20 protein-coding genes are annotated in these 23,161 nt (G+C 58.5%); 13 read left to right on the top strand and 7 right to left on the bottom strand.

What is annotated here, in order from left to right; genetic code table 11:
- Positions 1–116: 116 nt before the first annotated feature.
- The gene (gene rep / locus NAT21_RS10670) at positions 117–2,156 is read right to left on the bottom strand and encodes a DNA helicase Rep (protein ID WP_250938286.1); all 2,040 of its coding nucleotides are present in this window, start codon (positions 2,154–2,156) and stop codon (positions 117–119) included.
- 98 nt (positions 2,157–2,254) lie between these two features.
- Between rep and NAT21_RS10665 the strand changes: the two genes are divergently transcribed.
- The gene (locus NAT21_RS10665) at positions 2,255–2,713 is read left to right on the top strand and encodes a GNAT family N-acetyltransferase (RefSeq protein ID WP_250938284.1); all 459 of its coding nucleotides are present in this window, start codon (positions 2,255–2,257) and stop codon (positions 2,711–2,713) included.
- 277 nt (positions 2,714–2,990) lie between these two features.
- Positions 2,991–4,652, top strand: a complete 1,662-nt coding sequence (locus NAT21_RS10660) for an electron transfer flavoprotein-ubiquinone oxidoreductase (protein WP_250938282.1) — start codon at positions 2,991–2,993, stop codon at positions 4,650–4,652.
- A gap of 75 nt (positions 4,653–4,727) precedes the next feature.
- Here the strand turns inward: NAT21_RS10660 and trmL are convergent, their stop codons facing one another.
- The 3 genes from trmL to pyrE form a co-directional block, all read right to left on the bottom strand.
- Entirely contained in the window at positions 4,728–5,210 is a 483-nt protein-coding gene (gene trmL / locus NAT21_RS10655; protein ID WP_250938280.1) for a tRNA (uridine(34)/cytosine(34)/5-carboxymethylaminomethyluridine(34)-2'-O)-methyltransferase TrmL, read from the bottom strand.
- Entirely contained in the window at positions 5,210–5,761 is a 552-nt protein-coding gene (locus NAT21_RS10650) for a YfaZ family outer membrane protein (protein ID WP_250938278.1), read from the bottom strand. Before NAT21_RS10650 ends, trmL begins: the two co-directional genes overlap by 1 nt.
- Before the next feature lie 61 nt (positions 5,762–5,822).
- Positions 5,823–6,476, bottom strand: a complete 654-nt coding sequence (gene pyrE, locus NAT21_RS10645; RefSeq protein WP_250938277.1) for an orotate phosphoribosyltransferase — start codon at positions 6,474–6,476, stop codon at positions 5,823–5,825.
- 81 nt (positions 6,477–6,557) lie between these two features.
- Between pyrE and NAT21_RS10640 the strand changes: the two genes are divergently transcribed.
- Positions 6,558–7,319 carry an exodeoxyribonuclease III gene (locus NAT21_RS10640; protein WP_250938276.1) on the top strand — a complete coding sequence of 254 codons (762 nt, stop codon included), beginning with the start codon at positions 6,558–6,560 and terminating at the stop codon, positions 7,317–7,319.
- 202 nt (positions 7,320–7,521) lie between these two features.
- On the opposite strand, the gene NAT21_RS10635 is transcribed toward NAT21_RS10640, so the two are convergent.
- Positions 7,522–7,920, bottom strand: a complete 399-nt coding sequence (locus NAT21_RS10635; RefSeq protein ID WP_250938275.1) for a RidA family protein — start codon at positions 7,918–7,920, stop codon at positions 7,522–7,524.
- On the opposite strand from NAT21_RS10635, the gene NAT21_RS10630 reads away from it, so the two are divergent.
- On the top strand, positions 7,919–8,518 hold the full coding sequence (locus NAT21_RS10630; protein WP_250938274.1) for a TetR/AcrR family transcriptional regulator: 600 nt from the start codon (positions 7,919–7,921) through the stop codon (positions 8,516–8,518). The two genes, NAT21_RS10635 and NAT21_RS10630, sit on opposite strands and share 2 nt — an antisense overlap.
- Positions 8,519–8,555: 37 nt before the next feature.
- Here the strand turns inward: NAT21_RS10630 and rph are convergent, their stop codons facing one another.
- On the bottom strand, positions 8,556–9,278 hold the full coding sequence (rph, locus tag NAT21_RS10625; protein ID WP_250938273.1) for a ribonuclease PH: 723 nt from the start codon (positions 9,276–9,278) through the stop codon (positions 8,556–8,558).
- A 142-nt stretch (positions 9,279–9,420) separates the two neighbouring features.
- Here rph and NAT21_RS10620 point away from each other — a divergent pair, with 142 nt between their 5' ends.
- The 9 genes from NAT21_RS10620 to NAT21_RS10580 all read left to right on the top strand — a co-directional run bounded on the left by NAT21_RS10620 (position 9,421) and on the right by NAT21_RS10580 (position 22,138).
- Entirely contained in the window at positions 9,421–10,284 is an 864-nt protein-coding gene (locus tag NAT21_RS10620) for a YicC/YloC family endoribonuclease (RefSeq protein WP_250938272.1), read from the top strand.
- A 332-nt stretch (positions 10,285–10,616) separates the two neighbouring features.
- Positions 10,617–12,335 carry a class I SAM-dependent DNA methyltransferase gene (locus tag NAT21_RS10615; protein ID WP_250938271.1) on the top strand — a complete coding sequence of 573 codons (1,719 nt, stop codon included), beginning with the start codon at positions 10,617–10,619 and terminating at the stop codon, positions 12,333–12,335.
- Positions 12,325–13,884 carry a restriction endonuclease subunit S gene (locus NAT21_RS10610; RefSeq protein ID WP_250938270.1) on the top strand — a complete coding sequence of 520 codons (1,560 nt, stop codon included), beginning with the start codon at positions 12,325–12,327 and terminating at the stop codon, positions 13,882–13,884. The genes NAT21_RS10615 and NAT21_RS10610 overlap by 11 nt, the downstream gene beginning before the upstream one ends.
- Positions 13,881–14,846 (top strand): Abi family protein, encoded by a 966-nt coding sequence (locus NAT21_RS10605; RefSeq protein WP_250938267.1) that lies wholly within the window; start codon positions 13,881–13,883, stop codon positions 14,844–14,846. Before NAT21_RS10610 ends, NAT21_RS10605 begins: the two co-directional genes overlap by 4 nt.
- Before the next feature lie 143 nt (positions 14,847–14,989).
- On the top strand, positions 14,990–18,142 hold the full coding sequence (locus NAT21_RS10600; RefSeq protein ID WP_250938265.1) for a type I restriction endonuclease subunit R: 3,153 nt from the start codon (positions 14,990–14,992) through the stop codon (positions 18,140–18,142).
- Entirely contained in the window at positions 18,142–18,819 is a 678-nt protein-coding gene (locus tag NAT21_RS10595; RefSeq protein WP_250938263.1) for a uracil-DNA glycosylase family protein, read from the top strand. Before NAT21_RS10600 ends, NAT21_RS10595 begins: the two co-directional genes overlap by 1 nt.
- A 288-nt stretch (positions 18,820–19,107) precedes the next feature.
- Positions 19,108–20,244 carry an ornithine cyclodeaminase family protein gene (locus NAT21_RS10590; RefSeq protein ID WP_250938261.1) on the top strand — a complete coding sequence of 379 codons (1,137 nt, stop codon included), beginning with the start codon at positions 19,108–19,110 and terminating at the stop codon, positions 20,242–20,244.
- Between the two features lie 82 nt (positions 20,245–20,326).
- A complete protein-coding gene (locus NAT21_RS10585; protein ID WP_250938258.1) occupies positions 20,327–20,752 on the top strand; it encodes a Rid family hydrolase in 426 nt (141 codons plus the stop codon).
- Positions 20,753–20,842: 90 nt separating this feature from the next.
- Positions 20,843–22,138 (top strand): NAD(P)/FAD-dependent oxidoreductase, encoded by a 1,296-nt coding sequence (locus NAT21_RS10580; protein WP_250938256.1) that lies wholly within the window; start codon positions 20,843–20,845, stop codon positions 22,136–22,138.
- A gap of 24 nt (positions 22,139–22,162) precedes the next feature.
- Here the strand turns inward: NAT21_RS10580 and NAT21_RS10575 are convergent, their stop codons facing one another.
- Complete coding sequence (locus tag NAT21_RS10575; RefSeq protein WP_250938254.1) at positions 22,163–23,092, bottom strand: helix-turn-helix domain-containing protein; 930 nt, start codon at positions 23,090–23,092, stop codon at positions 22,163–22,165.
- Between the last annotated feature and the right edge of the window lie 69 nt (positions 23,093–23,161).

Here is a 23,161-nt window from a genome sequence, read left to right as displayed (position 1 = left end):
CTGGCGCGGCCCGAGACATTTACCCTACCCTTGTCTCGGGCATATAGCTATACAATATAGCGAAGTGCCAGACCATTATTTAGTCGCATCCCCACCCACCGGGGTCGTGGTGCCCTCTACCCCAGCAGCGACCGCAACCCGGCAATGGCACTGGTGCCCCGTTCGCGCTTCTTCTCCGGGTCTTCCTTGTCCGGCCGGCCCTCCCAGTCCAGATCCTCCTGGGGCAGCTCGTCCAGAAAGCGGCTGGGCGTACAGTTGAGCATTTCGCCGTAGGCCTTGCGCTGGCGTGCCAGCGTCAGGGTCAGGGTTTGCCGGGCACGGGTAATGCCAACATATGCCAGGCGGCGTTCTTCCTCGATATCACCGGCATCAATGGCATTACGATGCGGCAGCAGATCCTCTTCCAGCCCCATGACATACACATGCGGAAACTCCAGCCCCTTGGAGGCATGCATGGTCAGCAGCTGCACCTTGTCGGTATCATCTTCCTGGGCCTGCTGGTCGAGGATATCGCGCAGTACCAGCCGCGAGATGGCTGCTTCCACGTCGTCGGTTTCATCGGCCTCTTCATCTTCACGAGCCATCGACTTCTCGAGCTGGTCGAGCAGGGTCCAGACGTTGGCCATGCGCTTTTCAGCCACGACCGGCGAGCTGGCATTCTGAAACAGCCAGGCTTCGTAATCCATTTCCAGAAACATCTGACGAATGCCCGGCATGGCCTCGTTCTGATCCATGCGCTTGCGGACCCGGTCGATGAAATGGGCAAATCGTCCCAGTCGATCGATCGCCCGCTCCGCCAGCACCTCCTGCAGGCCCATTTCATGACAGGCATCAAACAGACTGACACCACGGCCGCTGGCGTAGTTGGCGAGCTTCTCGAGCGTGGTGGGCCCGATTTCGCGGCGTGGTACATTCACGATGCGTAAAAAGGCATTGTCATCTGCCGGATTGATCAACAGCCGCAGGTACGCCATGGCGTCCTTGATCTCGTTACGCGAGAAAAACGAGGTGCCGCCGGAGAGCTTGTAGGGTATCTGATAGTGCTGCAGCTTGAGTTCCAGAATACGTGCCTGAAAGTTGCCGCGGTACAACACGGCGAAATCGCGCCACTGGGCGGATTCCTTGATGCGTCGAGTCAGGATTTCGCTGGCCACCCGCTCGGCTTCCGCCTCTTCATTGCGATTGACGATCACCCGAATCGAATCGCCTCGCCCCTTGTCTGACCACAGCGCCTTTTCATACACGTGCGGGTTATTGGCAATCAGGGTATTGGCCGCGTTCAGGATGATGGAGGTCGAGCGGTAATTCTGCTCCAGCTTGATCACGTTAAGGCGGGGAAAGTCTTCCCCCAGCTGTACCAGGTTTTCCGGCCGGGCACCGCGCCAGGCATAGATCGACTGGTCATCGTCGCCCACGACCGTGAAGGTTTCACGCTCGGCCATCAGCATGCGTACCAGCTGGTACTGACTGGAGTTGGTGTCCTGGTATTCATCCACCAGCATGTAGTGAATACGGCGGCGCCACTTGGCCAGCACCTCGGGATGACGCTCGAACAACGTCGCCGGCAGCATGATCAGGTCATCAAAATCGACCGCGTTGTAGGCCTTGAGGTGGCGTACGTAATGCTCATAGACCCGAGCGGCGTAAGCGTCATCCTCGGTCTCGGCATGAGACAGCGCCTGACCGGGCAGCACCAGATCGTTCTTCCACTGGGAGATGATGCCCTGCACCTTGTTGATCTGGTCGGCATCCACCTGGGCATCCTTGTTCATCAGATCCCTCAGCAGGGCCTTGGCATCTTCCGGATCAAACAGCGAAAACCCGGGCCGCAGGCCCAGGGTTTTAAGCTCGGCGCGAATGATGTTGAGCCCCAGGGTGTGGAAGGTCGAGACCGTCAGCCCGTGGCCGGACTTGCCCGGCAGCATCGACTGCACCCGCTCCTTCATCTCGCGGGCGGCCTTGTTGGTGAAGGTAACGGCGGCAATCCGGCGCGCGCTCATGCCGCACTCCAGCACCAGGTAGGCAATCTTGGTCGTGATCACGCTGGTCTTGCCGGAACCGGCCCCGGCCAGTACCAGGCACGGGCCATCAATGAAGCGAACAGCCTCCTGCTGGCGCGGATTCAAACCGGCGATACGCTCGCGAATACTGGACATGGACACACCACTGGGTTGAAGGCACGGGGGGTGCCATTATGATATATCGAGGCGAGTGTAGCGAACCCGCAATAACGGCCCGCCCCGAGATGGAGAGCATGATGCAGTTGATCGAAGATGACCTGACACACCCCGATACCCGGGCCCTGATTCGCTACCACCTGAGTGAAATGGAAGGCACCAGCCCGCCGGAAAGCCGGCATGCACTGGACCTGAGCGGCCTCACTGGCAGCAATGTCACGGTATACAGCCTGTGGCAGGATCAACGGCTGTGTGGTCTTGGTGCCCTGAAGGCCCTCGATGAACACACCGGTGAAATAAAGTCGATGCGCACCGCGCCGGCCTTTCTTCGCCAGGGCGTTGCACGGCAATTGCTCACTCACCTGATCGCGCAGGCTACTCGACGCGGTTATACGCAGGTCAGCCTTGAAACCGGGGCGCATCCCTACTTCGAACCGGCGCATCGTCTGTACGCGGCCTTCGGATTTGTCGAGTGCCCGCCCTTTGCCCACTACACTGCAGATTCGAACTCGCGTTTCATGACCTGCTACCTGTAACCACACTGGAAACAGCGCGACGGGCAAATCGGCGGCGGACATGTCCTGCCGAAGAGAACAGATGCAGACCTGGACGCCACTTTGGGTCAGCCGAACACGACTCATCGGGTAGAATCCCGATGATCGCCCGGCCTGGGCCACAGACCGTCAGGGTCCCCGGATAATCGATGTAATCAACGAGCCTGCCATCTTGATGCAGCGCCTCGCCATACGCCGGCCGGATGAGTCGGCGACAAGACAACAGTGCCATGGACCGTGACAGCAGCAAGGAGACACCGTGGAAGAGATCGAACGTGACGTCATGGAGTTTGACGTTCTCATCGTGGGCGCAGGCCCCAGCGGGCTGTCATCGGCCTGCCGCCTGATGCAACAGGCACAGGCCGATGAGCGGGAGCTCACCGTCTGCGTGATTGAAAAGGGCTCGGAAGTCGGCGCGCATATCCTGTCGGGCGCCATCATGAATCCGCGCACCCTCGCGGAACTGTTTCCCGACTGGAAACAGCAGGGCGCGCCGCTCAAGACAGCCGTCACCCAGGACGAAGCCTGGTGGCTGAAGGACAGCACCGGCGGACAGCAGCTGCCTCATGCCCTGGTGCCGCCCAGCATGCATAACATGATGGCGGACAATCCGTATTACATCGTCAGCGCCGGTAATCTGTGCCGATGGCTGGCCGAACAGGCCGAGGCTCTGGGTGTGGATGTTCTGCCGGGGTTTGCTGCCAAAGACCTGATCATTGAAGACAATGTCGTCAAGGGCATCGTGACCGGCGACATGGGCGTTGACGCTGATGGCACCCCAGGCGACAACTACATGCCGGGCATGGAGCTGCGGGCACGTTATACCCTGTTTGCCGAAGGCGCACGCGGCCATCTTGGCAAGCGGCTGATCTCTCACTACCGGCTTGATGAAGGCCGTGACCCGCAGCACTACGCCATCGGATTCAAGGAACTGTGGGACATTCCCGCCGACCAGTACCAGCCCGGCAAGGCGGTACACGGCAGCGGATGGCCACTGGACAAGACGACCCAGGGCGGCTTTTACCTGTACCACGGTGATGACCAGCAGGTCATGGTCGGGCTGATCGTCGACCTCAACTACAGCAACCCGCATCTGTCACCGTTCGATGAATTTCAGCGCATGAAACATCACCCGCTGTTTGCCGAGACGCTGAAGGGGGGCACGCGCGTTGCCTATGGTGCCCGCGCCATTACCAAGGGCGGCCATAACTGCCTCCCTAAAATGACCTTCCCCGGCGGAATGCTGCTGGGCTGCAACGCCGGCACACTCGACTTTGCCAGCATCAAGGGCATCCACCTCGCCATGAAGTCCGGCACGGTGGCCGCGGATACCCTTATCGATGCCTTCACTCAGGGTGATGAAGGTGGCCATGATCTGGAAGGCTTTGCCAGCCGCTGGTCGGAGAGCTGGGCCGGGCAGGAACTCAGGAAAAATGCCAGCTTCGGGCCGGCCATCCACAAGCATGGCACGTTCATGGGCGGCGCCCGCAATTGGCTCGATCAAAAGCTCGGAGGCAGGCTGCCGCGCCTGCATGACGAAAAGCGCGACGACCAGCAACTGAAGGAAGCCGCTGACAGCCCGCGGTTTGACTATCCCAGACCAGACGGCGTCCTGTCGTTTGACAAGACCTCATCGGTGTATCTGTCCAACACCAATCACGAAGAAAACCAGCCGTGTCATCTTCGCCTGATTGATGCCTCGGTGCCGATCGAGCAGAACCTGCCGCACTTTGATGAGCCGGCACAGCGCTACTGCCCTGCCGGCGTGTATGAAGTCGTCGAAAAGGACGGCAAGCCGTACTTTCAGATCAACTTCCAGAACTGCGTGCACTGCAAGACCTGTGACATCAAGGACCCGGCACAGAATATCGACTGGACCGTACCGGAAGGCGGGGGCGGCCCCAACTACCCGAACATGTAGCAGCCAGCACTCACCAGAGCCCATCCCGGAGATAGCGCGGCCTGCCGCGTTATCTCCTGCAGCCGGCGTGCGCCGTTACGGCGCCCACGCGAGATCCACTGCTCCATCAAACCCCAGCTGACGCCAGGCATCGAAGACCAGTACGGCGCAGGCATTGGACAGGTTGAGGCTGCGACTGTCGGGCAGCATCGGAATCCTCAACCGCTGCGCTTCCGGCAGGGCGTCGATCATGGCCTGGGGCAGTCCACGGGTTTCCGGGCCGAACATCAGGGCATCACCAGGCTGAAACCCGGCCTCGGTGTAGCTCGTGCGCCCTCGGGTAGTGACCGCAAAGACCCGCTCAGGCGCAACAGCCTCCATGAAGGCCTCCAGATCCTCGTGAACGCTGACTCGCGCCCACTCATGGTAATCAAGCCCCGCACGGCGCAGCCGCTTGTCATCCAGCACAAAACCCAGGGGCTTGATCAGATGGAGCCTGAACCCGGTATTGGCACACAGCCGGATGATGTTGCCGGTGTTCGGCGGTATCTCCGGCTGGTACAGCACGATATCCAGCATCAGAACCCGACGCTGACGCCGAAGACCGGGCCACTGTCGATGGTGCTCTCACTGTGATTGTCAAAATCCGCCCGCACATAGCGATAGCCTACATAGCCGTAGGTGTTGGCCACCAGGTTGGCACGCAGCTGAGCGCCGTATTCGTACCCTTTCTGGTAATCACCATGGGTCAGACCGTCCGGCGTATAAAATCCGTAACCCCCCACGGAGACCAGCGGAATGGGCGTATCGACATAGGCAGACCCGCCCAGGCCCACACCGCCACCATCACCATCATGCGCGTCCCAGTACTGGTAACGTGCCCCGACGCTTAAATCGACAATGGGGGTATAGGGTGAAAACATCAGTGAGCCGGAGTACGCCTTGTTGGTATGGCCAGCATCATCGGTTTCAAAATAACCGACACCCGCAGTCAGGCCCGGAAACAGGCCCTGACTGGCACTGACCTGGGTGCCGTTGGAGCTGCCGTTGGCGTTGACGCTCAGGGCAAAGGCATTCGAGGCAGCAACTGCTAGCCCGAGGCCTGCGAGGCATGAGACAATTTTTTTCATGAGGGTCATCCTGAGTAAGAGGCGCAGTAATACGCCGGTAGTTCGAACAGTCAGGCTCGCGTTATGCGGTGACGCCGTAGCGGTCACGGTAGTCCCGAATGGCCTCGGCATGGCCCTGCAGGGCCTGCCCTGCATGCTGCTCAAGGTATTCAAGAATCAGGTCCAGTGTCACGATCGGCACCACCGGCATGCCGAATTCACGTTCAACTTCCTGAATGGCGCTTTCACCGCCCTGACCGCGTTCCTGCCGATCCAGCGCGACGACCACGCCACTTGCCCGGGCACCAGCACCCTGAATGAGGGTCATGACTTCACGGATTGCCGTACCGGCCGTAATGACATCATCCACGATCAGCACCCGGCCAGCGAGCTCGGCACCGACAATCGTGCCACCTTCGCCGTGATCCTTGGCTTCCTTGCGATTGAACGCAAAGGGCAGATTACGGTCATGATGGGTGGCCAGTGACAGGCTGGTGACTGCCGCAAGCGGAATACCCTTGTAGGCCGGCCCGAAGACCACATCAATATCAAGCGTTGCACGCGCAATGGCGCTCGCGTAGCAGCGGCCCAGCATATCGAGGGCCTGACCGGTATGAAAACGACCGGCATTGAAGAAATAAGGACTGATCCGACCGGATTTCAGGGTAAACTCGCCAAAGGCCAGTGCGTTTTCGGATATCGCGAATTCAATGAATTCCCGCTGATAATCAAGCATGCCCACCCCTTTCATACCGGTCGTTTACCAAAATGTTAAAAGCTCGGGTATCATACACGCGCGTAAAACAAGGGACCACGTATGAAAATCGCCAGCATCAACGTTAATGGTATCCGGGGCGCCGTCGAGAGGGGATTTCTCGACTGGCTTGCCAACCAGGATGCCGATGTCGTCTGTGTTCAGAACCTCAAGGCCAAAAGCTTCGAGTTCGAAGAAGAACTGCTGTACCCGCAGGGCTATGAGGGCTACTTCCTCGACGCAGAACAGGATGGCTTTTCAGGCGTCGGGCTTTACTGCAAGAAGATTCCCAAGGCCATCATGTACGGCGTCGGGTTCGAGCAGTGCGACAGTGAAGGCCGCTTTCTGCAGGCCGATTACGACAAGTTCAGCGTGGTGTCCTTCCTGATGCCGGAAGAACCCCATGCCAAGCAGCGCTTCATTACCCAGTACAGCGAATACCTCAACAAGGTGCGTCGCAAGCGCCGCGAGTACATCTTCTGCGGCAGCTGGAACATCGCCCACAAGACCATCGATCTGGCCCACTGGGCGGACTACCAGGGAACGCCGGGCTTTCGCCCTGAAGAGCGCGCCTTCATGGATCAGGTCTTCGGCCCGATGGGCTTTATCGACACCTTCCGCGAGATCAAGCGCGACGGCGGCCACTACACCTACTGGCCGAAGCTCCATGATGAGCTGCCCCGCCAGCGTCAGGACGGCTGGCGCCTCGACTACCAGGTCGTGGGCCCCAACCTGCAGCGCAACGTGAAGGATGCCTGGATTGATACCAGCGCCACCTTCTCGGAGCATGCCCCGCTGATCATCGAGTACGATCTGGAGCTCTGATTCCTGCCATCGATGACGGCCCGACCGTGATCGACCGCTTTTGGTTATTCACTCGGTCCCTTCGCGCAACGGCGCCGACAGCGATAAGCCGTCGGCGCCGTGTCGTTGTGCGGCTGACGGGTCGGATCAATCGGATCAGCTGACCATGCCCATCACTGGCACCCTACCCTGGAATTAAACTGCTGACCGCAACACACCCGGTTCAACATGACCCGGGAATACGTGCCACTACCTTGATTTCAAAATCAAAGCCCGCAAGCCAGGTCACGCCGACGGCCGTCCAGTTGGGATAGGGTGCGGCAGGAAAATGCGTGTCCTTGATTGCCATGACAGTCTCGATCTGATTTTCCGGATCGGTATGAAAGGTCGTTACGTCGACAAGGTCTTCCAGTCCGCAGTCCGCCGCGGCCAGAACTGCCTTGAGGTTCTCGAAAGCCAGCGACACCTGACGTTCAGGATCTGGCTCGGGAGAGCCATCTTCGCGACTGCCCACCTGACCGGATACGAAAAGAAGATCGCCCGAGCGAATCGCGGCCGAATAACCATGACGTTGATACAGCGCGTGTCGCTGGGCGGGGAAAACAGGTGCAGGGTTTAACATGACCAGACGCAGTCGCGCAGAGATGCTGAAGGAAACACGCGCCAACCTGATCAAGGCAGCACGATCTGCCTTTGCCGAGAAAGGCTATGCCGGTGCCTCGATGGATGACCTTACTGCCCGAGCCGGCCTCACTCGTGGCGCGCTTTATCATCATTTCGGGGACAAGCGTGGCCTGCTTGCCGCGGTTGTTGAAGAGATTGACAGCGATATGGCAATGCAGGCCCATGAAATCGGCCAGCGTCAAACGAACAGCTGGGAAGCACTGATGAAAGAGGGAGAAGCTTATATCGAGCTCGCGCTTGATCCGGAGATACAACGCATCGTTTTGCTTGACGGCCCCTCGGTACTGGGCGATCCAGCGCAATGGCCCAGCCAGAATCGCTGTCTGCAGGCCACGATGACAACGCTTGGCAGACTCATGGATGAAAGCTTCATCAAGCCGGTCGACGTTGAGGCCACCGCTCGACTGTTAAATGGCGCGGCGATGAACGCAGCCCTTTGGGTCGCCGGTAGCGACACTCCGGAAAAGGTGCCTGGAAAGGCGATCCACGCTTTTCGTCAGCTGGCATCGGGGCTCAGAACAAGCCCCGATCGATAGAACATCACTGCCTTGAACGCATTGCGACAGCGCTGACTTATTGCGGTATGCCCAGCGCTTCGCGCTGATGGGTAAACAACTCCCGTCCACCCTTCTCGGCCAGATCCAGCATCGCGTTAAGCTCCAGCCGTGAAAATGCCGCCTGCTCGGCGGTGCCCTGCACCTCGATCAGCCCGCCATCTTCGGCCATCACCACGTTCAGATCGGTATCGGCACGAGAATCCTCGTCATAATCCAGATCCAGCACCGGCGTCCCCTTGTAGATCCCCACCGATACCGAGCTGATCAGCTGCTTGAAAGGATCACTCTTGATCTGACGCTTGCGCTGCATGTGACGGATCGCCTCCATCAGCGCCACACAGCCGCCGGTAATCGACGCCGTGCGGGTGCCGCCATCAGCCTGCAATACATCACAATCGACCGTAATGGTGAACTCGCCCAGCTTCTTGAGATCCACCGCCGCACGCAGGCTACGGCCGATCAAACGCTGAATTTCAAGCGTGCGGCCGCCCTGCTTGCCACGAGCCGCTTCCCGACCACTGCGGGAATGGGTCGCACGGGGCAGCATGCCGTATTCTGCCGTTACCCAGCCCTGATTCTTGCCGCGCAGCCAGCGGGGTACGCCTGTCTCGACCGTGGCATTACACAGCACACGGGTATGACCGAACTCTACCAGCACCGAGCCTTCGGCATACCGGGTAAACTCACGGGTGAGCCTGATCTCGCGCAGGGCATCGGGGGTACGTCCACTCGGGCGCATGTACATCTCTCCTTGAAGCGTGCCGGGCAGATATTCCACCCGCAAAGGGCACCCATTCTACACGTCCCGGGCCAGGAATCCGTTACACTGGTTGCAATTCGGGCCACGTTTCGGCCCCGCACCCGATACCACGGAGCCCTTCATGGCCTATAGCATGACCGCCTTTACCCGCCAGCGCCGCGACACCGACTGGGGCACGCTGACTCTTGAGCTTCGCTCGGTCAACCAGCGCTACCTCGAGCCGCATTTTCGTCTACCGGAAGCCCTGCGCGATCTGGAACCCCACTACCGGGAAAAACTCCGCAAGGCCCTCTCTCGTGGCAAGGTGGAATGCCACCTGCGCTTTGAACGCCTGGAAGGCACATCCAGCCTGAGCCTGAATCACACCCGACTTGAAACCCTCGCCGAAACGCTGGAAGCCCTGCAACGCAGACTGCCCCAAAGCCCGATGCCGGATACGCTGGCCCTGCTGGACTACCCCGGCGTGACCGTCAGTGAAGGGCTGGATGAAGACGCACTGAAAAGAGAGGCACTTGCCCTGTTCGACGAGGCACTGACCGATCTGAACGCCGGCCGCGCCCGGGAGGGCGATCGACTCGCCGAACTGATCCGTGATCGCCTGACCGGCATTCGTGAACAGGTGCTTGAAGTACGCACCCACCTGCCCGCCGTACTGGAACGCCAGCGCCAACTGATCCTCGACCGGCTAGAGCATGCCAAAGCCGAACTCGACCCCAACCGGCTTGAAGCCGAAATGGCCCTGATTGCTCAGAAATCCGACGTGGCCGAAGAGCTCGACCGACTGGATACCCACGTCGCCGAAGTAGAGCGGCAACTGACACAAAAGGGCCCTGTTGGCCGTCGGCTGGACTTTCTGATGCAGGAACTCAACCGCGAAGCCAACACCCTCTCCTCCAAGGCGGCCGTCACAGAAACCACCCGCTGTGCGGTGGAACTGAAGGTATTGATCGAGCAGATGCGGGAGCAGATTCAGAATATGGAGTGAGTACGCCATTGAGCACTTGAATTAACAAGCGAAGATAGCTCAAAACTCATGGCAAATGGACTACGGATGCCAGGTCGGCGCCTCAACCTCAGTGAGTGTCATCGGGGTTTTTCGCTATATGCAGGCAGCCAGGATTCACGAAAAGCACTTTCACCTGACTCGCTTCATAACTCCAACAAGATATGCTTCATACGTTGATTTGCCCACTAATCAGCCCCCCGTCTGACAAGAACAACCATCGCATTGTGTAAACCGACCGGTTACATTAGCAGGCACATATAGTTATTTTGCGCGGCATCGATCGCGCCTGAATCGACACACAAGAGACCCGCATGGCCACCACCGAACAGCAATTTTTGAAAGCGCTTGAAGACAAGCTCTGGAGCGCTGCCGACAAGCTTCGCAACAACCTCGATGCCGCCAACTACAAGCACGTGGTGCTGGGGCTGATTTTCTTGAAGTACGTCTCCGACGCGTTCGAGGAGCGCCAACGCGAGCTGCTGGCGCTGTTCAAGGATGACGCCGACGACAACATCTACTTCCTGCCGCGCGACGATTACGACAGCGACGCCGAGTACCAGCAGGCGCTCGAAGATGAACTGGAGATCCTCGACTACTACCGCGAGGCCAACGTGTTCTGGGTGCCCAAAGAGGCGCGTTGGAGCACGCTGAAAGAGAGCGCCGCACTATCCACTGGCACGGTGCTCTGGCAAAACAGCAAGGGTGAAGACGTGCGCCTGCGCTCGGTGAGCTGGCTGATCGACAACGCGCTGGAAGCCATCGAGAAGAGCAACGACAAGCTCAAGGGCGTGCTGGAAGGCATCAGCCGCTTCCAGGTCGATAACGACAAGCTGATCGGGTTGATCAATTCCTTTTCGGATACTTCCTTTACCCAACCAATGCTCGATGGCGAACCGCTGAATCTGCGCAGCAAGGATATTCTCGGCCACGTCTACGAATACTTCCTCGGCCAGTTTGCCTTGGCCGAAGGCAAGCAGGGCGGGCAGTACTACACGCCCAAGAGCATCGTTTCGCTGATCGTCGAGATGCTGGAGCCCTACAAGGGCCGCGTGTACGATCCGGCGATGGGCTCTGGGGGGTTCTTTGTCTCTTCCGACAAGTTCATCGAAGAGCACGCCCGCGAGCACCACTACGACCCCACCGAGCAGAAAAAGCACGTGTCCATCTACGGGCAGGAGTCCAACCCGACCACCTGGCGACTGGCCGCCATGAACATGGCCATTCGCGGCATCGACTTCAACTTCGGCAAGAAAAACGCCGACAGCTTTCTGAATGACCAGCACCCCGACCTGCGCGCCGACTTCGTGATGGCCAACCCGCCGTTCAACGTCAAGGACTGGTGGCACGAGTCGCTGGCCGAGGACGTGCGCTGGCAATACGGCACCCCGCCCAAGGGCAACGCCAACTTCGCCTGGCTGCAGCATATGCTGCATCACCTCGCCCCCGTGGGCAGCATGGCGCTGCTGCTCGCCAACGGCTCGATGAGTTCCAACAGCGGCGGTGAAGGCGAGATTCGCCGCCGCCTGGTCGAAAAGGATCTGGTCGAGTGCATCGTCGCCCTGCCGGGGCAGCTCTTCACCAACACCCAGATTCCTGCCTGTATCTGGTTCCTGACCCGTGATAAAACCGGCGGTCTTTCGCCCAACGGCGTCGAAAAACGTCGACGTAAAGGCGAAGTGCTGTTTATCGACGCTCGCCAGCAAGGCTACATGCGCGACCGCGTACTACGCGATTTTACAAGCGAAGACATCGCCAGAATCACCGACACCTTCCATACGTGGCAACGCACCGACGCCTTTGAAGACGTGCCCGGCTTCTGCGCCTCAAAAGACCTCGCCGCGATTGAACAGCACGACTTCGTACTGACGCCGGGGCGCTATGTGGGCGCCGCAGCGCAGGAAGAGGACGACGAGCCGTTTACTGAGAAGATGGCGCGGTTGACAGCACAGCTGAAAGAGCAGTTCGAGGAAAGCGACAGATTGGAAGGAGAGATCAAGCGGAACCTCAGGGGAATTGGGTATGACATCTGAAAAGCATCAAACTAAAACAGGAGGGCGTGATGCCACTAACGGTGTTATTCCCGGTCGAATCGCATTATCTGTGGGTAAACCAGAATCACAAACACCACAAGGTTGGATATGGGCGAAGTTGACGGACGTAGCGCGCCTAGAAACTGGCCACACACCTAGCAGAAAATACCCCGAATACTGGGATGGTGATATTCCATGGATAGGTATCAAGGATGCAACTAGCAATCACGGAAAAGTGATCCAAGATACATACCAACATGCTACCCAGCTTGGCATTGATAATTCTTCCGCCCGGTTATTGCCTAAAAATACCGTTTGTCTGTCACGCACAGCCTCAATTGGCTATGTAGTAATCATGGGGCAACCCATGGCTACCAGTCAGGATTTCGTAAACTGGGTTTGTTCGGATAAGCTCGATTACCGTTATCTAGCATCGATTTTGTTTGCTGAAAGATCGAGCTATACACTGTTTTCTCGTGGCACAACGCATCAAACAATTTATTTTCCAGAGGTCAAAGCATTCCATGTGTTGTTGCCGCCGATAAAAGAGCAGAGACATGCTGCAGATGTCATCTGGGCTTTAAATGATAAAATTGAAATAAATTATCGAATCAATCAAACCCTCGAACAGATGGCTCAAGCCCTGTTCAAAAGCTGGTTTGTCGATTTCGAGCCGGTCAAGGCCAAGATCGCCGCACGCGAACGTTGGCAGGCGCTCCAACCAGACAATGAATCCGCCTCGCCCGTCTGTTACGCCGCCGATCTGGACGAGCGGCCCGCGATAGACGATCTGGAAACGACCATGAACCGTGCCGCGATGCAGGCGATATCCGGCAAGACGGCGGCGCAGCTCGACGCGCTGCGCGGGGAAGATCCCGAGCGCTACCACGAGCTGTATGAGACCGCCGCGCTGTTTCCCTCGGCAATGCAGGACAGTGAGCTGGGGGAGATTCCGGAAGGGTGGGAATTATCAACGGTCGGCAAAGAGTTTGATGTGACTATGGGCCAATCTCCACCCGGAGATACCTATAATGAAACCGGCGAAGGTCTACCCTTTTTTCAAGGGCGTAGAGATTTCGGAGAGAGGTTTCCGAGTAATCGAGTGTATTGTACGCAACCTAAACGAATGGCAAGGTGGGACGATACACTTCTGAGTGTGCGCGCCCCAGTAGGTGATACCAACATCGCTTTAACTGATTGCTGTATTGGACGTGGTTTGGCAGCGATCAAACATAAATCCGGTTGCTCATCTTTTACTTATTATTCTGTCATTCAGCTTGGCCATGCGCTTTCGTCGTATGATTCTGAAGGAACAGTTTTTGGTTCTATCAATCAAAAAAACCTTAAGAGTATCTCGCAGCTTGCACCACCTCATGGGGTGCTGTCTTCCTTTCAGAAAACTGCCAAAGCCCTTGATGAGCTAATCAGAGTAAATAGTAACGAGGTGGCTTCGCTTGCTGCGATGCGCGACACCCTCCTCCCCAAGCTTCTCTCCGGCGAGCTGACGCCTTCGGAAGCCGAAGAGGCACACCCGGAGGCCACGGCGTGACTCCAGCGCCCAAACCGTGGAAATCGTTTGAGGCGCAGCTCGCGATTCTTGAAGAGCGCGGTCTTCAGATCGATGACCGCGCGGCGGCGCTGAGCTATTTGGCACGCATCGGCTATTACCGGCTCAGCGGGTATTGGTATCCGTTTCGGCAGTTGGAAATCTCACAGGATGACGACGGCCGGCTGGTAAAGCGTCGCCTTAACGACTTCGTGGCCGACAGCCATTTCCGTGAGGTGGTAGATCTCTACGTGTTCGACAAGAAGCTGCGCCTGCTGGCACTCGATGCCTTGGAGCGCATCGAAATGGCGCTGCGGGTGGATATCGCGCATTTGCTGGGCGCGCAGGACATTCATGCCCACGAAAACCCGAAGTGCCTGCATGGCCATTTCAGCAAGCAGGTACTGAAAAAGGGATATGGCAAGGGCAGAACCCGGCATCAACTGTGGCTGGAAAAATATCATCAGCATTTGCACCGTGCCCGCCGCGAGCCTTTCGTCGCGCACTATCTCGGCAAGTATGGCCGGTTACCGATCTGGGTGGCGGTCGAGGTGTGGGATTTCGGCATGATGTCGAAGCTCTATGCCGGCATGAAACAACCGGATCAGGATCGCATCGCCGCCAAGTATGGCGCGAAGGACGGCCATACGCTGGCCGAATGGCTACGAAGCCTGAACTTCATCCGCAACGTTTCGGCGCATCACAGTCGTCTATGGAACATCAACGTGCTGGAGCGTTCCGCCCCGCTTGCCGATAACGCCTATTGGCAGGCGCTGAATAATGCGCGGCCCTTTTTCTATTTCTGCCTGATGCAGAAACTGATGCGGATCATTTGCCCGAATTCGCAATGGCATCAGCGCTTTCGTGCGCTCATGGAAGATTTTCCACAGACGGCGTCCGGTGCGGTCAGTCTTCGAGACAGTGGTCTGATCGACGATTGGCAGTCGTGGGGGCTCTGGAAATGAGCAGGACAGGAAGGCAAAAACGAGAACCGGCGCGTACACAGTGAACTGTGAAGAGGCGCCGGGCGTATTACGGCGAAGTATAGCGATGACACAAAACGTGTCAACGAGTATTGACGATTTCAGCAGGTGGCAAGGGAGTGGGGATGACTGAAGATCAACTGGAGCAGCTGTGTCTGGAGTGGTTTGGCGACACCGGCTGGGAAACTGCCCACGGGCCGGATATTGCCCACGACGGCGCCTCGCCGGAGCGCGAGGATTACAAGCAGGTTCTGCTGCCAAATGATCTCGAAAAGGCCATTGCTCGGCTCAATCCTCAGCTGCCGGAGGACGCCGTTCGGCAGGCCGTGGCACAGGTCAGTAAACCGCAAAGCCCTGATCTCGTACTCAGTAACCGCGCCTTCCACCAGTGGCTGCTCAACGGCGTGCCGGTGCAATACAAGCGCGATGACGAGGTCATTTATGACCACGCCTTTCTGATTGATTTCGAGAGCGTGAAGGCCAACCGTTTCCGCGCCATCAACCAGTTCACCATACAGGGCAGCAAACAGCCCCGCCGCCCGGATATCGTTTGTTTTATCAACGGCCTGCCGCTGGCGGTGATCGAGCTGAAAAGCCCGAGCAGTGAAAGCGCCGATATCACCGGCGCCTTCAACCAGCTACAGACCTACAAGACGGAAATCCCCGACCTGTTCATCACCAACGAAGCGCTCGTCATCAGCGACGGCTACACCGCGCGGGTGGGCTCGCTGACGGCGGATCAGGAGCGCTTCATGCCGTGGCGCACCATCAAGGACGAAGACGACAAACCCCTGCTGGAGTGGCAGCTCGAAACCCTGGTGCGGGGCTTTTTCCACCGGGCGCTGTTGCTCGATTATCTGCGCTACTTCGTGCTGTTCGAGACCGACGCCGAGCGGGTGATCAAGAAGATCGCCGGGTATCATCAGTTTCACGCCGTTCGTGAGGCGGTGAAAGCGACCGTCATTGCCTCCGAAGAACTTACAGCCGGGGTTGATGAGAAACGCGCGACTTACGGCGACGAGGTCACACCTGGCAGCAAGAAGGCCGGGGTGGTGTGGCACACCCAGGGCTCCGGCAAGAGCATCTCGATGGTCTGCTACGCGGGCAAGCTGTTGCAACAACCGGCGATGCACAATCCCACGCTGATCGTGGTGACCGATCGCAACGACCTCGATGGCCAGCTGTTCGGCACGTTCAGCAGCGCGCGCGATCTGCTCAAGCAGGACCCGATCCAGGCCGAAGACCGTGAAAGCCTGCGTCAGAAGCTCGCCGAGCGTGAATCCGGCGGCATTATTTTCACCACGGTGCAGAAGTTTGCCCTGCTGGACGACGAGCGGGGTCACCCGGTTCTCAACGGTCGCCACAACATCGTGGTGATCTCGGACGAGGCCCACCGCAGCCAGTACGGTCTGAAAGCCACGCTCAAGCAGGATGGCTCCTATAAATACGGCTTTGCCAAGCACATGCGCGATGCGCTACCCAACGCCTCGTTCATCGGCTTTACCGGCACGCCGATTGCCAGTGAAGACAAGGACACCCGCGCCGTCTTCGGCGATTACGTCTCGATCTACGATATTCAGGACGCCGTCGACGATGGCGCCACCGTGCCGATCTTCTACGAATCACGCCTGGCGCGGCTCGATATCAACCGCGAGGAGATCCACCAGCTCTCCGAGCAGGTCGACGAGGTCATCGAGGACGAAGAGGATACCGGCACGCGGGAGCGCACCAAGGGCGAGTGGAGCCGCCTCGAAAAACTGATGGGCACTGAGCCGCGACTACAACGCATCGCGGCGGATCTCGTCGAGCACTTCGAGACGCGCAACGAGACCATCGAGGGCAAGGCGATGATCGTCGCCATGAGCCGCAGCATCTGCGCGCAGCTCTACAACGAAATCGTCAAGCTCCGCCCGGATTGGCACGACGACGACCCGGAAAAGGGCGCGATCAAGGTCATCATGACCGGCTCGGCCGCCGACAGCCCGCTGCTGACGCCACACATCTACAACAAGAAGACCAAGAAACGACTCGAGAAGCGCTTCAAGAATCCGTCTGATCCGCTCAAGCTGGTGATCGTGCGCGATATGTGGCTGACCGGCTTCGACGCGCCGTGCTGCCATACCATGTACGTCGACAAGCCCATGAAAGGGCACAACCTGATGCAGGCGATTGCCCGCGTGAACCGGGTATTCAAGGATAAGCCCGGCGGGCTGGTGGTCGACTACATCGGCATTGCCAACGAGCTGAAAAATGCCCTCAAGACCTACACTGACTCGCGCGGCAGGGGGCAGCCAACCTACAGCGCCGAGGAAGCCTTCGCGGTGTTGGAAGAGAAGCTCGATATCATTCACGGCATGTTTGCCAAGGGCGCCAACCGTGAAGGCTTCGACTATAGCGGCTTCGAAGAAGCACCGCACAAACTGCTACCGCCGGCAGCCAACTACATCCTCAGTCTGGACGATGGCAAAAAGCGCTTTCTCGATAGCGTACTGAAGCTTACCAAAGCGTATTCGTTGTGCAGCACGCTGGATGAAGCCAAGGCGCTGCACAAGGAGATCGCGTTTCTATCAGCGATCAAGGCGGCATTGGTCAAGCACACCAGTACAAATCGTTCGCTGAGTGAGGAACAGAAAAATTCCGCGCTCAAGCAGATCCTCGATAACGCCGTAGTGGCCGAGGACGTGACGGACGTGTTCGCGCTCTGCGGGCTCGACAAGCCCAATATCGGTCTGCTCTCCGATGAGTTTCTCGAAGACGTGCGCCAGATGCCGTATCGCAACCTGGCTGTCGAGCTTCTGGAAAAACTGCTCAAGGACGACATCAAGGCCAAAACGCGCACTAACGCCGTGCAGGAGAAAAAGTACTCGGATCGCTTGCAGGAGACGCTGCGCAAGTACAACAACCGCGGCATCGAAACGGCCCAGGTGATCGAAGAGCTGATCGCCATGGCCAAACAGTTCAAGGCCGATATGGAGCGCGACGAGGCGCTGGGCCTGAACCCCGACGAGATCGCGTTTTACGACGCCTTGATCACCAACGAAAGCGCGGTACGAGAGCTGGGCGATGATAAGTTGCGGGCACTGGCTGTCGAGGTCACCAACAAGCTTCGCGGCTCGACTACCGTCGATTGGCAGGTGCGCGAAAGCGTGCGCGCCAAGCTGCGCATTCTGGTACGCCGGACGCTCCAGCGTTACAAGTATCCGCCGGATAAATCGCCGGACGTCATCGAGTTGATTCTCAGGCAGGCCGAGCTTTTGTCGAATAGCTGGACCAAGTGATGAGCATGACTGAAAAGGTGACTCACTATAGCCAGAACTACGATGAAGCCTTTGAACAGCTGCCTCACTACCAGGCTTATCCACGCATGCGCCCTTTCGTGGGGCGCCTTTACGGTCATCACAGTCCGAAAATTCTGTTGATTGCTGAAAGCCATTATCTGCCACCGGAAAGCTCGCTCCATCTGGATGCGCAGCGCTGGTATGAAGGCACCGAGTCGAGTTTAAGCGACTCAGATAAGCCGGGCTGGATAAATACCCGTGGCATTCTCGATAAACCGAACGGTCAGTGGAAGGCAAAAGGCCACGAAATCTACCGGCGTCTGAACCGAGCGCTCGGGGAAGCGGGATATTCAGGAGGCGGTAATCTCTTCAGATACGTCGCGTTCATGAACGGGTTCCAACGCCCTGCGATAACCGGAGATAGCCTCAAGGTTCAAAAAAAGGATATAGACGTTGCCACTGAGACACTCAATGGCGTGATCGATATCATCAAGCCTGAGCTCGTGATCTTCGTTTCAAAAAAGGCAAGCCGGCACTTGGCCAAACGGATCAATATCAAATCAAGCAGCGTTCCCCATCCGGCATGCCCCTGGTGGTATCGAGCCTCAAAACGTGGCACCGGAAAAGCGCGCTTCCTTCACTGTATTTTAGACCCGCATCCCTATAGCCAGAATTAAGTTTTCGAGTCAGCCCCATCTCATAGCATTGAGTAATACGTTTTGCGATATTCGCCAAAGCCTGCTCTGGATCGAACTGGCTTGCTTTAGCCTCTGGACCATTTAACTCACTGTTCATAGAGAAGGAATACCGTCAATAGCATCAAGCCCTCTATTACATCCCTTCCACTTTTTTAGCCATTGGTCGCGGCACATCACCGAGTTGCCGATCTGTGCTAACGCCTTCGCGCCTCGATACGCACTATGAAACGTACCGCATTCGAACACGTATTCGTCGAGAGCAACGCAATGAATAACAATACCAAGATTGACTTCGTCTACCTCTCCGAGCAGGACATGATCCGCGCCGGCGTCACCGATATGGCGGCCTGTGTGGACACCATGGAAGAGATGTTTCGCCTGTTACACATCGGCGATTACCGCATGGCCGGGCCGAACAATGACTCCCACGGCGCGATGATCACGTTCCCGGAAGAATCCCCCTTCCCCACCATGCCGAAGCCGACCGCGGATCGTCGCATGATGGCGATGCCAGCCTACCTTGGCGGCAACTTCGGCACTTCCGGCGTGAAATGGTATGGCTCCAACATCGCCAACCGCGAGAAGGGCCTGCCCCGCTCGATTTTGATGTTCACGCTGACTGATCCGGATACCGCTGCGCCGCTGGCGTACATGTCGGCCAATCTGCTGTCGGCCTACCGTACCGGCGCAGTGCCGGGTGTTGGCGCCCGGCATCTGGCTCGCAGGGATTCGCGTGTCATCGGCCTTCTGGGTCCGGGAGTAATGGGCCGCACCAGCGTGGCGGCGTTCATCGAGACCTGCCCCGATATCGATACCATCAAGATCAAGGGGCGCAGCGAGAAAAGCGTCAACGAGTTCATTGCCTGGGCGAAGGAGCACTACCCACAGGTCAGTACCCAGGTCGTCGACAGTGTGGAAATGGTGGTGCGCGATTCCGACATCGTGACCTATTGCGCCTCCGGTGAAGTCGGTAACCCTGACGACTATCCGATGGTCAGGCGCGAGTGGGTCAAGCCAGGGGCATTTCTGGCGATGCCCGCCCCCTGCAACTTCGATGCCGGCATGGAAGCCCCCGATGTTCGCAAGGTGCTCGATGACACCGGCCTTTATGAAGCCTGGTACGAGGAAGTGCCCAAGCCCGCACATAACTGCATCCCGCTGATCGGTTTGAAGTTCATGGACATGATTCACGCCGGAATGCTCGAGGCTGGTGCACTGGAAGATCTGGGCGCGATTGTCTCCGGCGATAGCCCCGGCCGCAAAAACGACGATGAGATCATCATGATGTCGGTCGGCGGCATGCCGGTCGAGGATGTTGCCTGGGCAACGGTCATCTATCGCAGGGCCGTGGAACAGGGTATCGGCGTCAAGCTGAACCTGTGGGACGAACCCGCTCTGAAATAAGCCAGCAAGCCGCCTGTTTGCGGGTATCGGTACTACCGCCGGTATCCGCCCCTTTCATCGACTTCAACGCGAGCACTCCATCATGACCCTGATCACCAAAGTCAAAACCGGCTCCCCCTTCGAAAACCATGCCAGCTACTCCCGTGTGGTGGCCGTCGATAACTGGATCCTTGTGTCCAACACTGCCGGGCGTAACCCGGACACCAAGGAAATTCCCGATGACGTCGGAGAACAATTGAAGCAGGTGTTCGCCAACATCGAACGCGGCCTTGCTGCCGTGGACAGCAGCCTTGCCGATGTCGTTTCCGTGAAAATCTTCATCCAGAACCCGGCCGATACCGAAACCGTCATGGGCCTGTTCGGCGAGACCATGCGTGGCATCGACCCCGTCATCACCGTGACCTGCCCCCCCCTGGGCGCCGAAGTCTACAAGGTCGAGCTGGAAGTAACCGCCTATCGCGGCGCCAGCCGTGCCGACATCAATCTGATCGACACCTCGGCACGGTAGGACGACACTCGGCCCCTTGATTTGAATCAACGCAGTGTAACCGGACAGGCCATTACACCGCGTTGAATCACCGACCACCAGGACACGCTCATGGCACCGACAATCGCACCCGTCGAGACTTCTACCGACTTTCCTGCCTCGACCACCGTGGTCATCATCGGTGGCGGCATCATCGGCCTGACCGCCGCCCTGACCCTCGCCGAGCGAGGCATTCCGGTCGTCGTGCTGGAAAAGGGCCGGCTGGCCGGAGAGCAATCCTCCCGTAATCTGGGCTGGGTTCGAAAGACCAACCGCCATCACGAGGATGTACCGCTGGCGCTCGCCTCTGACAGGCTGTGGTCCACCATGGCCGAACGCACCGGCCACGATGTCGGCTACCGTCAAGCAGGCATCATGTTTCTATCGCGCACGGCCGATCAGCTTGCCGTGCACGAAGCCTGGCTCAAGTCAGTGACCGATCTGTCTCTTGATTCAAAAATACTGAGTCCACGCGAAATCGACGCCCAGGTGCCAGGGGGGCGCGGGGACTGGGCCGGTGCCATCTTCACGCCGTCCGACGGGCGCGCCGAACCGACGCTGGCCTCCAGCGCCATTGCCCGCGCGGCCATCGCCCACGGTGCGGTAATCATCGAGCATTGCGCGGTGCGCAACATTACCCGCTCCGGTGGCCGCGTCAGTGGGGTGGTGACCGAGCAAGGCGAGATCCGCTGTGATCAGGTGCTATTGGCTGGTGGCATGGGCTCACGGCGCTTTCTGGGCAACCTTGGCATTTCACTTCCGACGCTCCCGCTCGTCGTATCGGTATTCCGTACCGGCGCCATGGAAGGTCCTACCGATGTCGCCGTCGGTGGCCCGGATTTCTCGTTCAGAAAGCACAAGGATGGCGGTTTTATCGTCACTCAGCGCGGTGCACTGGATGCCCCGCTGACGCTGGATCATCTGCTGGTCGGTTCCAAATACCTGAATGCCCTGCGTACGCAGCGCGGGTTGCTTCGGGTCTCGCTGGGCAAGCATTTCTGGCGGGACCTCACACAGAAAAGGCGCTGGCAGAATGGGCAATCGCCGTTCGAGCGTACGTGCGCCCGCACCACGGACCCAGCGATCAACCAGGGGCTCAACGATGAAGCGTATCGCAACCTGTCGGCAGCCTGGCCAGTGTTCTCGAACATGACCGTGGAAGAATCCTGGGCGGGAATGATCGATATCACGCCGGATTCAAACCCGGTCATCGATGCCGTGCCGGGCGTGCCGGGGCTGACACTGGCCACCGGCTTCTCCGGCCATGGGTTCGGCACCTCTCCAGCGGCAGGCCAGCTCGCAGCCGACCTTGTCATGGATCATGAGCCGATCATCGATCCACGGCCCTATCGGTTCGGCCGATTTTAGGGGGCAGACGCGTGGGGGCGGCGGCTACGCCGCGCCCTGCCGGTTGGCCGCCAGTGCGCGGTCACGAGTGGCAGAGGGCAGCTCCTGAAACAGCCGCCGGTATTCCCGGCAGAAGTAGCTTTGATGGAAGAACCCCTGGCCGGCAGCCGCATCCGCCAGTCGCTGGGTGGGATCCTGAAGCAGGCTGCGCCGCACGGCATTGAGCCTAAGGGCGCGCAGATAGGTCACCGGCGACTGCCCCACCTCGGCCTGAAAGCTGTACTGAAGCGTACGCCGTGAAATCTTCAGCTGATCACAGAGGGCCATCAGTGACGGCGGGTCATCCGGGCGACTGTGGATCAGCGACTGGCAGTAATCAACGATGTAGCGCCGGGTCCGATAGTTGCTGGCATCCAGCTCGACGGTGAGCACATCACTGCCGAGCAACAGCTCGATGCTCTCCTCGAGCTGGCGCGTCAGGGAACGCTGCAACGCCATGGGCACTGGTTCATCGCGGAACCGGTGTCTCAGATAGTCGGTCATCCACTGCCACTGGCTGCGCACCTGATTCAGACACGCATGCGATACCTCAAGTTGACGTAGACGATGCTCATCGCGTGCCAGCCATTCATGACGGCCTCGGTCAACCGAGATCACCAGCAGATCGTAGCTGGATTGCGATACACCCCAGAACTGATCGCAGCTTGGCAGTACGGTCAACGTATCGGCTTTGAAATGATCATCCCTGGACCAGAGAAGGGGGGTTACCAGATGCCATTGCGATTCAGGAAAATGCATGCGTTGCGACAGCCCCAGATTGGCGCTTTCGCGAAACAACCGCACTTTCTCGCTCGAGATATCAACGATCTCTCCCGAGAACAGCCCGGCTTCTATCTGGCTGGATTCATGCTGCCATCCTTCAAGACGCTGTGCGTGTTCGGCAGCATCAAGGTAATGATGGAACGTGATTGTCATCAATGACTCCTTCGGGCGCATGGCACGTAATTTGCTTTATTGCCGTAAGCGCTCCGGTCGGACCATGGA

The sequence above is a fragment of the Larsenimonas rhizosphaerae genome (genome assembly GCF_023700005.1).
Taxonomy (GTDB): Bacteria; Pseudomonadota; Gammaproteobacteria; order Pseudomonadales; family Halomonadaceae; genus Larsenimonas; species Larsenimonas rhizosphaerae.
The sequence above is the reverse complement of the archived record's forward strand: the minus strand, read 5'-3'. Positions and strand labels throughout refer to the sequence as shown.

Excerpts from the sequence above, each read along its gene's own strand:
- rep (WP_250938286.1), bottom strand. The coding sequence starts at position 2,156 with ATGTCCAGTATTCGCGAGCGTATCGCCGGTTTGAATCCGCGCCAGCAG.
- NAT21_RS10665 (WP_250938284.1), top strand. The coding sequence starts at position 2,255 with ATGATGCAGTTGATCGAAGATGACCTGACACACCCCGATACCCGGGCC.
- trmL (WP_250938280.1), bottom strand. The coding sequence starts at position 5,210 with ATGCTGGATATCGTGCTGTACCAGCCGGAGATACCGCCGAACACCGGC.
- NAT21_RS10650 (WP_250938278.1), bottom strand. The coding sequence starts at position 5,761 with ATGAAAAAAATTGTCTCATGCCTCGCAGGCCTCGGGCTAGCAGTTGCT.
- pyrE (WP_250938277.1), bottom strand. The coding sequence starts at position 6,476 with ATGCTTGATTATCAGCGGGAATTCATTGAATTCGCGATATCCGAAAAC.
- NAT21_RS10640 (WP_250938276.1), top strand. The coding sequence starts at position 6,558 with ATGAAAATCGCCAGCATCAACGTTAATGGTATCCGGGGCGCCGTCGAG.
- NAT21_RS10630 (WP_250938274.1), top strand. The coding sequence starts at position 7,919 with ATGACCAGACGCAGTCGCGCAGAGATGCTGAAGGAAACACGCGCCAAC.
- NAT21_RS10635 (WP_250938275.1), bottom strand. The coding sequence starts at position 7,920 with ATGTTAAACCCTGCACCTGTTTTCCCCGCCCAGCGACACGCGCTGTAT.
- rph (WP_250938273.1), bottom strand. The coding sequence starts at position 9,278 with ATGCGCCCGAGTGGACGTACCCCCGATGCCCTGCGCGAGATCAGGCTC.
- NAT21_RS10620 (WP_250938272.1), top strand. The coding sequence starts at position 9,421 with ATGGCCTATAGCATGACCGCCTTTACCCGCCAGCGCCGCGACACCGAC.
- NAT21_RS10615 (WP_250938271.1), top strand. The coding sequence starts at position 10,617 with ATGGCCACCACCGAACAGCAATTTTTGAAAGCGCTTGAAGACAAGCTC.
- NAT21_RS10610 (WP_250938270.1), top strand. The coding sequence starts at position 12,325 with ATGACATCTGAAAAGCATCAAACTAAAACAGGAGGGCGTGATGCCACT.
- NAT21_RS10600 (WP_250938265.1), top strand. The coding sequence starts at position 14,990 with ATGACTGAAGATCAACTGGAGCAGCTGTGTCTGGAGTGGTTTGGCGAC.
- NAT21_RS10595 (WP_250938263.1), top strand. The coding sequence starts at position 18,142 with ATGAGCATGACTGAAAAGGTGACTCACTATAGCCAGAACTACGATGAA.
- NAT21_RS10590 (WP_250938261.1), top strand. The coding sequence starts at position 19,108 with ATGAATAACAATACCAAGATTGACTTCGTCTACCTCTCCGAGCAGGAC.
- NAT21_RS10585 (WP_250938258.1), top strand. The coding sequence starts at position 20,327 with ATGACCCTGATCACCAAAGTCAAAACCGGCTCCCCCTTCGAAAACCAT.
- NAT21_RS10580 (WP_250938256.1), top strand. The coding sequence starts at position 20,843 with ATGGCACCGACAATCGCACCCGTCGAGACTTCTACCGACTTTCCTGCC.
- NAT21_RS10575 (WP_250938254.1), bottom strand. The coding sequence starts at position 23,092 with ATGACAATCACGTTCCATCATTACCTTGATGCTGCCGAACACGCACAG.